The following is a 6,854-nucleotide window of genomic DNA, read 5'->3' as shown; positions in this document are numbered from 1 at the left end:
GACTACTTCTTCTTGAAGATAAAAGCGGCTTTCCCCGGAAAGCCGCGATGAACCTTTTTTATGCGTGTTGTCCCGTCCTGAAATGTGTTGACACGTGAGAGCGGTAAGAGGGTACGAATAGGCAAGCATTAAAAAATCCGCTACTCAATGGGCAAGCGGCTTTAAGAACAATAGGGCGATTCTAAATTGCTAGCCGTATGTCTAACTCAATCGGCTTTGGCATGGCTAAGTGGTAGCCTTGATACATATTGAAGCCTAAGCGCTGCATCGCTTCGAGTTGTTGTTGGGTTTCAATACCTTCAATCACTGTCTTTGCGCCAATTTGGTTTGCAAGATCAAGTACTAACTCCATTTCTCGAGTGTTGCCTTGTTCAAAATCCAACATCACAGAGCGATCTATCTTGATGATATGAGGATTAATATGGCGAACCCGCTGTTCTGTTGACGCTTGTGTTCCGAAATCATCAACAGCGATTTGAAAACCATTTTCCGCCAATGAATGGGCTGCGTCTTTCAAACGTTCTTCACTCTCTACATTAAGCTCGACCAACTCCATCACAATTTGTTCGCACGATAAGTTAAGCTCATGCAGGCGCTTAGCTAACAAGCTATCGCTCACTTTCTCTGCGGCAAATAACTCGCCAACATTAGGAAGAACATTCAAGAATAGGTGTAAATGACGAATAGTCGACTGTGCGAAGTTGCGTATATGAATGGCTCGGCTCAGCCTCTCGACATTAATTTTGTCTGTGCATGAGGTTTCGTCGGAATGAAAGAAGTGATCAGGGCGAACAATGGCACCTTTGCTGTTCGAAATTCGAACTAAAGCCTCTACACCTATCTGAGTCATAGAAGAATCAAATATAGGTTGGTAGACACTTCTAAGTGTTAGGTCTTGATATTTCGCAATAAACTGCATATCGGAATCCACAGATATACAGCTAATAAATTCACTTCTGTCTGATAAAATCATAGTCGCTAGTAAAGAGGGCTTATTCAATGGCGGACGTACATGTCGCGGCTGTCACAATATTGACAGGTGTAAGTAAATTGTCAATTAATAAAAACTCTTTTGTAGAGTCAATATTTAAATAAATATAATTAACGAAAAAACAGCATGATAATTGATATTAGTCATTAAAATTACTTATCATTCACCATTAATAATGACTATTGTGAATTTAATCTCTGAGTAATCTATCTCATATCAACACCAATCAATATAAGCTTTCAACGCTAATACACCAGGTGAAAGTAAGGATAAAGCCTCAGGTTATGGGGGAATGTCAAAGTTACATTATTAACAAACAACTCTGTTTGCATATAAATGATATCTACTTCTCAAAATATGAACGATGAGCTGATAAGTTATTATTTTATCGAAGATAAATTTTGATTGATTATTGGGTAGGGCTTGAGTTGGGTTTTATAAAATATTGGGATGGAGGTCTAACAATTTACTTTCAATATTGAATGAAAAAGTTGACCCGTATTCTTACTGCCATTGAAGTACTGCGTAAAGTTGCAGGTATTTACGAACCAGTTGTTGATTTCCTGACCGCTTTAAAGGGTGTCCAAATTTAATGAAGCAAGGGCTGATTTTAAAATTATTATTTAAGTCAGTAGCGAATTGAGAATCACTCTCTCTTAGCGTGATACCTTGTTGGCTATATTCCGTGATCTCGTCTGGGAGTTCACCCATCCACCAATGCAATAATTCACCACTGTTTTTACTTCGGCTAATCCAATGGTCGGAGACAATGATCAAAACGTCATTGGGTTGAATGGAAAATCCATACTCTTGTTGCCAATTATGGATGTCCAACATTAACTTTCTACGACAGGTTTTCCCGGCGCTCACCATATGATGACTGATCATCCAAACGGTACCAATTTCGGAAGATATTCGGAAGTGTCGAGGCGTTTCGCCAGAAGAAAGCATTTCAAGTGGGCTGATGTTGCTTGCATGATTAAAGCTAACGAAGGTGTGCTCCATTCGGCGAGCAAATGCCTTTCCTATATGGTGCTCACTGATCCCTTGATTGTGCACCGTAGGGTAGTGGCGTTCACAGAGCTTTAGGCAATCGTCTTGAAATTGATTAACGCTTTTAATCACTAGATCTAATAACAATGAAGTCCCTTATACACAGCTACTATCTTATTGATGGGCAATAGTACGGTAATTGCGGTTCCGTTACCTATCGTCAAAGTGCGAGTTCTTGATCTCTCTATCAAAATTAACCATTGCTGAGTGATTTTATGGATAGCACTGGCGCTCTACAGGTCTGTATTCTAAATTATGAGGAATTCTAGCTAGTTACCTCGACTATAGTCTAGTCAGCAAATCACAATTGATCTACTTACTCTTTATTTGGAAACATTCATGACCATTCAATTAGATTCGAAACAAAAGTCTGAGCTTACTCATACGCTCCAAAAGTACCTGCAGGATGAACTCGATGTGGAGCTTGGTCAGTTCGACACAGAATTCTTGGTCGATTTCATAAGTAAAAAGTTTGGGGCGGTTTACTACAACAAAGGGATAGAAGACGCTCAAAAAGTCATGGAACGTAAAATGTTAGATATCTCAGATGAGCTTTACGAGAGCGAACAAATCGTTGAAATCTAACGTTTAGCCCAAACTTGTTCAAATAATTTGAATAACTCGTTTAATTTGAAATGATGTTACCAATGTAAAGCTTGGTAAATAATATGTTACACAAACTTGGTGTAGGGTACGCTTTTCGAAACTACACTACTCGTTAACATTCGGAAGAGATGCATGGACAACAACGTTAGAAATTACAACCCTTTAGCAAGAGCGATGCATTGGATTTCAGCTCTCGCGGTATTTGGCTTATTTGGTGTAGGCCTGTGGATGGTTGATCTTTCATACTACAGCGAGTGGTACAAAACAGCGCCAGACTATCACCGCTCGGTAGGCATTCTTTTGGCTGCCGTTACCGTTATCCGCTTGGTCTGGAAACTAGTTACCGCGTCACCTAAAGTGGAAGGTAAAAGCTATGAAGTTGCAGCAGCGAAGATCGCTCACGGCTTCATGTACATCAACTTAGCGGTTTTGTTTATTTCAGGTTATTTGATTTCGACATCAGATGGCCGCGGGATAGAGGTATTCAATTGGTTCACTGTACCAAGTATGGGCGAACTGTTTGCAAACCAATCTGATCTCGCAGGTACGGTTCACTACTATGCTGCATGGGTACTGATCATTATGGCATCAGTGCACGCCTTAGCGGCGATAAAACACCACGTTATCGACAAAGACGATACGCTACGAAAAATGATAGGAGCTTCAAAATGAAAAAGTCAATTATCGCTACAGGATTAGCATTTGCTATGGCAATGCCTTTCGCTGCGAACGCCGCTGATTACGTGATTGATACAAAAGGTGCGCATGCTTCAGTTAACTTTAAAGTTAGCCACCTAGGTTATAGCTTTATCCAAGGCCGTTTTAACACATTCTCAGGTGATTTCTCATTTGATGAAAGCAACGTTGAAGCATCAAAAGTAAACGTAACTATTGATACAACAAGCCTTGATTCAAACCACGCAGAGCGTGACAAGCACATCCGTAGCTCTGACTTCATTGATGCAGGTAAATTCTCTGACGCTACTTTCAACAGCACAAAAGTGGTTGATAAAGGCAACGGCAAACTTGAAGTAATGGGTGACCTTAAGCTTCACGGCGTAACTAAGCCAATCGTTATCGAAGCTGAATTCATCGGTGCTGGTCAAGACCCATGGGGCGGTGAGCGTGCAGGTTTCGTTGGTACAACTCGTCTAGAACTTGCTGACTTCAACATTCCAGTAATGGGCGCTTCAAGCTATGTAGATATGGATCTACACGTTGAAGGTGTAAAGAAGTAATCTAGCTATTGTTGATCGCTAACTAGTATCAATCTCTTATGTAACACCAAAAGTTAAATAGATACTTAGAAAGCAACAGTTAGAAATAGAGAAAGGCGCAAAGTTTTCACTTTGCGCCTTTTTTATTGAGATAAATGGCAACGCGTTTAGGTCTGTTTTGTGTCAAACCGTTTAGTACGTTAAAAGCCACCGTTTATCTCTAGCCAGTCAACGTTGCCATGACTGAGTTATCTAATTGAACTACTAATCCCTAATAGTTCAACTTAAGATTAGTTAAGCCGTTTCTAGTTCAGCTTGTGGAACCACGTTTAGTCGGTCACCGTAGATTGGACGTAGTGCTTGCATCACTTCAATGCGAGTCAACACACCTACCATTACGCCGTTTTCTAACACTGGAAGCATATGTGGTTGGCTTACTTTCATCGCTTTTGCACGCTCTTCTAGAGAAAGAGATGTCAGGCGAGTAGCGAAGCCCATGCTTGTCGTCGGGTACAGTTGCTCTTTGTCGATGCATAGGAACTCAGCAACGTCCACTAGCTTGTCGTTTGCGTCGATTGCCACAACGTCACGGCTCATTAGGTCTACAACTTTTTGGCCTTTAGTTGGGATGTAATCTTGGCACCAAAGGTCAACCATTACGTCATGAACAGAGAAGATACCCACTAGACGGCCTTCAACATCACAAACAGGAGCGCTAACAAGTTGCGCGTCTAAAAGTGTATCAATCGCGACTGATGTTGGCATTTCAACGCTCAATGTAATTGGTTGAGTGTTCATGATTTGCTTGATAGTAGTTGCTGTGTTCATAGTAATTTCCTTAACTGACGTAATTTCTGTTGTTTGTGTAATAGCGGTAATTTTTGCTGCTTTAAGTTGTGGGCGACGGTAGATACTCCAGTTGGCTAAGCCGACCAATACTGAACCACCTACGATGTTGCCGATTGTCACTGGTATTAAGTTTGCTGTGACAAATTGCATGACGTTTAAGTCTGCGTACTGCGCCGGTGTTGCACCGATTTGCATCCAGAAGCTTTCCGGGGCGAATGTTTGAATCGTGATGCCTAGAGGAACCATGAACATATTCGCCACACAGTGTTCAAAGCCTGAGCTTACGAACATTGCAACGGGTAACACGGTCATCATTGCTTTGGTCATTGCGTTAGCAGAGCTGAACGTTAACCAAATCGCTAAACACACCAACAAGTTACAAAGCACACCCAAAGCAAACGCTTGAACTGGGGTGTGGTGTAGCTTGTGTTGAGCAATGTTTAAAGCGTTTAAGCCCCATTGGCCGCCATCCAGTTGATACAAGCCTGCTGCGCTTACCAAAGCCAATAGGAACATGGCACCGATAAAGTTGCCGACATACACCTTGCCCCAGATAGACAGCATCTTCGTGAAGGTGATTTGCTTGTTAGCCCATGAGATGCTTGATAACACTGAGCTGGTAAATAGCTCACCACCGCAAATCACAATCAAGATCAACCCCATACTGAAGGCAAGACCGCCGGCTAAGCGACTCAGTCCCCATCCAGCATCAGCGCTGCCCGTGGTTACCGTGATGTAGAATAAAAAAGCAAGCCCGATGAATGCGCCAGCCATGATTGCCAAACTCAATGTCATGCTGCTGGTTTTATTTGCTTTACTTAATGCAAACTTCTCTGCTTCCGCCATCATTTCTGTTGGTGAGAACAGTTGATGATTTTCAGAAGTGCTGGTTGCCATATCCCCCCCTTGAACAATCCGTCATGTGTAATTCCTAGTGTTAATGACCTGGTTAATCCGTAATGGTTAATCAGTAATGTTTTGCAGGGCTCGTTGTGTCCTGCCATTCCAGATTAGGGCGTTGAGGGGTAGAGGTAAAATTGATAATTTTTAGAAACCACATCAAATTTATTGATATAGATTTGGTTACGCGTAGAATGAAATTGATTGCTCATTGGCTTTATAAAAAACGAGCATCAGGACACAAATAATTAAAAGCATTAAGGATGAATTTTGCGTTATTCATTAAAGCAACTCGCGGTATTTGATGCAGTAGCAGACTCCGGGAGCGTTAGTCAGGCAGCAGACAAATTGGCGTTGACTCAGTCAGCAACAAGTATGTCTCTTGCACAGTTGGAAAAAATGCTCGGCAGGCCTTTGTTTGAAAGGCAGGGCAAGCAAATGGCCCTGACTCATTGGGGTATGTGGTTAAGACCAAAAGCGAAGCGTTTACTGCAAGATGCGCAGCAAATTGAGATGGGTTTTTACGAGCAGCATTTGTTGAGTGGCGAACTCAAATTAGGTGCTAGCCAAACTCCAGCGGAACACCTCGTTCCGGATCTCATCAGTATTATTGATAACGACTTTCCTGAGATGCGAATCTCGCTTGGCGTGCAAAGTACCGACGCAGTCATTGATGGTGTATTAGATTATCAATATGACTTGGGTGTTATCGAAGGTCGTTGTGATGACAACCGAGTTCACCAAGAAGTGTGGTGTACCGACCATTTAACGGTGGTTGCATCGGCTCATCACCCGTTTGCGAAGCGTGAACGAGTCAGCTTGGCACAATTAGAACAAGCAAAGTGGGTATTACGCGAACATGGTTCGGGTACTCGCAAAGTTTTTGATAGCTCTATTCACCATTTAATTGGCGATCTCGATGTATGGCGAGAGTATGAACACGTTCCTGTTTTAAGAAGTTTGGTTGCAAACGGCCCATATTTAACGTGTTTACCTTATCTAGATGTCGAACAGTTTGTTGAGTCAGGTCAACTTGTGACGTTGAATGTTTCTGAGCTTGAAATGGAAAGAACCTTGTCCTTTATTTGGCGTGCTGACATGGCAGAGAACCCACTTGCTGAATGTATCAAGCGTGAAGGTAAGCGCATGATGAAAGGCAAACGGTCGGTTCTTTAGCCGCTATTCAACACCAATGCTAATAACTAAATGTGTTGAATAAGCGATTCCGGTCTCTATCT

General features: G+C 42.1%; 7 protein-coding genes. 4 read left to right on the top strand and 3 right to left on the bottom strand.

Going from position 1 to position 6,854, the window contains the following annotated elements; all coding sequences use genetic code 11:
* Positions 1–181: 181 nt before the first annotated feature.
* Positions 182–919, bottom strand: a complete 738-nt coding sequence (locus tag AB6D58_RS21965) for an EAL domain-containing protein (protein WP_372158475.1) — start codon at positions 917–919, stop codon at positions 182–184.
* Positions 920–1,495: 576 nt separating this feature from the next.
* On the bottom strand, positions 1,496–2,131 hold the full coding sequence (locus AB6D58_RS21960; RefSeq protein ID WP_017069925.1) for a hypothetical protein: 636 nt from the start codon (positions 2,129–2,131) through the stop codon (positions 1,496–1,498).
* Positions 2,132–2,383: 252 nt separating this feature from the next.
* Here AB6D58_RS21960 and AB6D58_RS21955 point away from each other — a divergent pair, with 252 nt between their 5' ends.
* The 3 genes from AB6D58_RS21955 (at position 2,384) to AB6D58_RS21945 (ending at position 3,888) form a co-directional block, all read left to right on the top strand.
* Positions 2,384–2,629, top strand: coding sequence for a DUF2164 domain-containing protein (locus AB6D58_RS21955; protein WP_372158473.1), 246 nt, complete (start codon positions 2,384–2,386; stop codon positions 2,627–2,629).
* Between the two features lie 153 nt (positions 2,630–2,782).
* Positions 2,783–3,322: a cytochrome b gene (locus AB6D58_RS21950; protein ID WP_017067366.1), complete on the top strand. Its 540-nt coding sequence runs from the start codon at positions 2,783–2,785 to the stop codon at positions 3,320–3,322.
* The gene (locus AB6D58_RS21945; protein ID WP_372083714.1) at positions 3,319–3,888 is read left to right on the top strand and encodes a YceI family protein; all 570 of its coding nucleotides are present in this window, start codon (positions 3,319–3,321) and stop codon (positions 3,886–3,888) included. The genes AB6D58_RS21950 and AB6D58_RS21945 overlap by 4 nt, the downstream gene beginning before the upstream one ends.
* 273 nt (positions 3,889–4,161) lie before the next feature.
* Here AB6D58_RS21945 and focA read toward each other — a convergent pair whose 3' ends face one another.
* Positions 4,162–5,613: a formate transporter FocA gene (gene focA, locus AB6D58_RS21940; protein WP_136978570.1), complete on the bottom strand. Its 1,452-nt coding sequence runs from the start codon at positions 5,611–5,613 to the stop codon at positions 4,162–4,164.
* A 273-nt stretch (positions 5,614–5,886) separates the two neighbouring features.
* On the opposite strand from focA, the gene AB6D58_RS21935 reads away from it, so the two are divergent.
* Entirely contained in the window at positions 5,887–6,792 is a 906-nt protein-coding gene (locus AB6D58_RS21935; RefSeq protein ID WP_102333462.1) for a LysR substrate-binding domain-containing protein, read from the top strand.
* Positions 6,793–6,854: the final 62 nt, after the last annotated feature.

The organism is Vibrio sp. 10N.239.312.D08 (assembly GCF_041466145.1).
GTDB classification, from domain to species: domain Bacteria; phylum Pseudomonadota; class Gammaproteobacteria; order Enterobacterales; family Vibrionaceae; genus Vibrio; species Vibrio crassostreae_C.
Note: the sequence above shows the minus strand (reverse complement) of the source record. Positions and strands in the feature narration are given on the sequence as shown.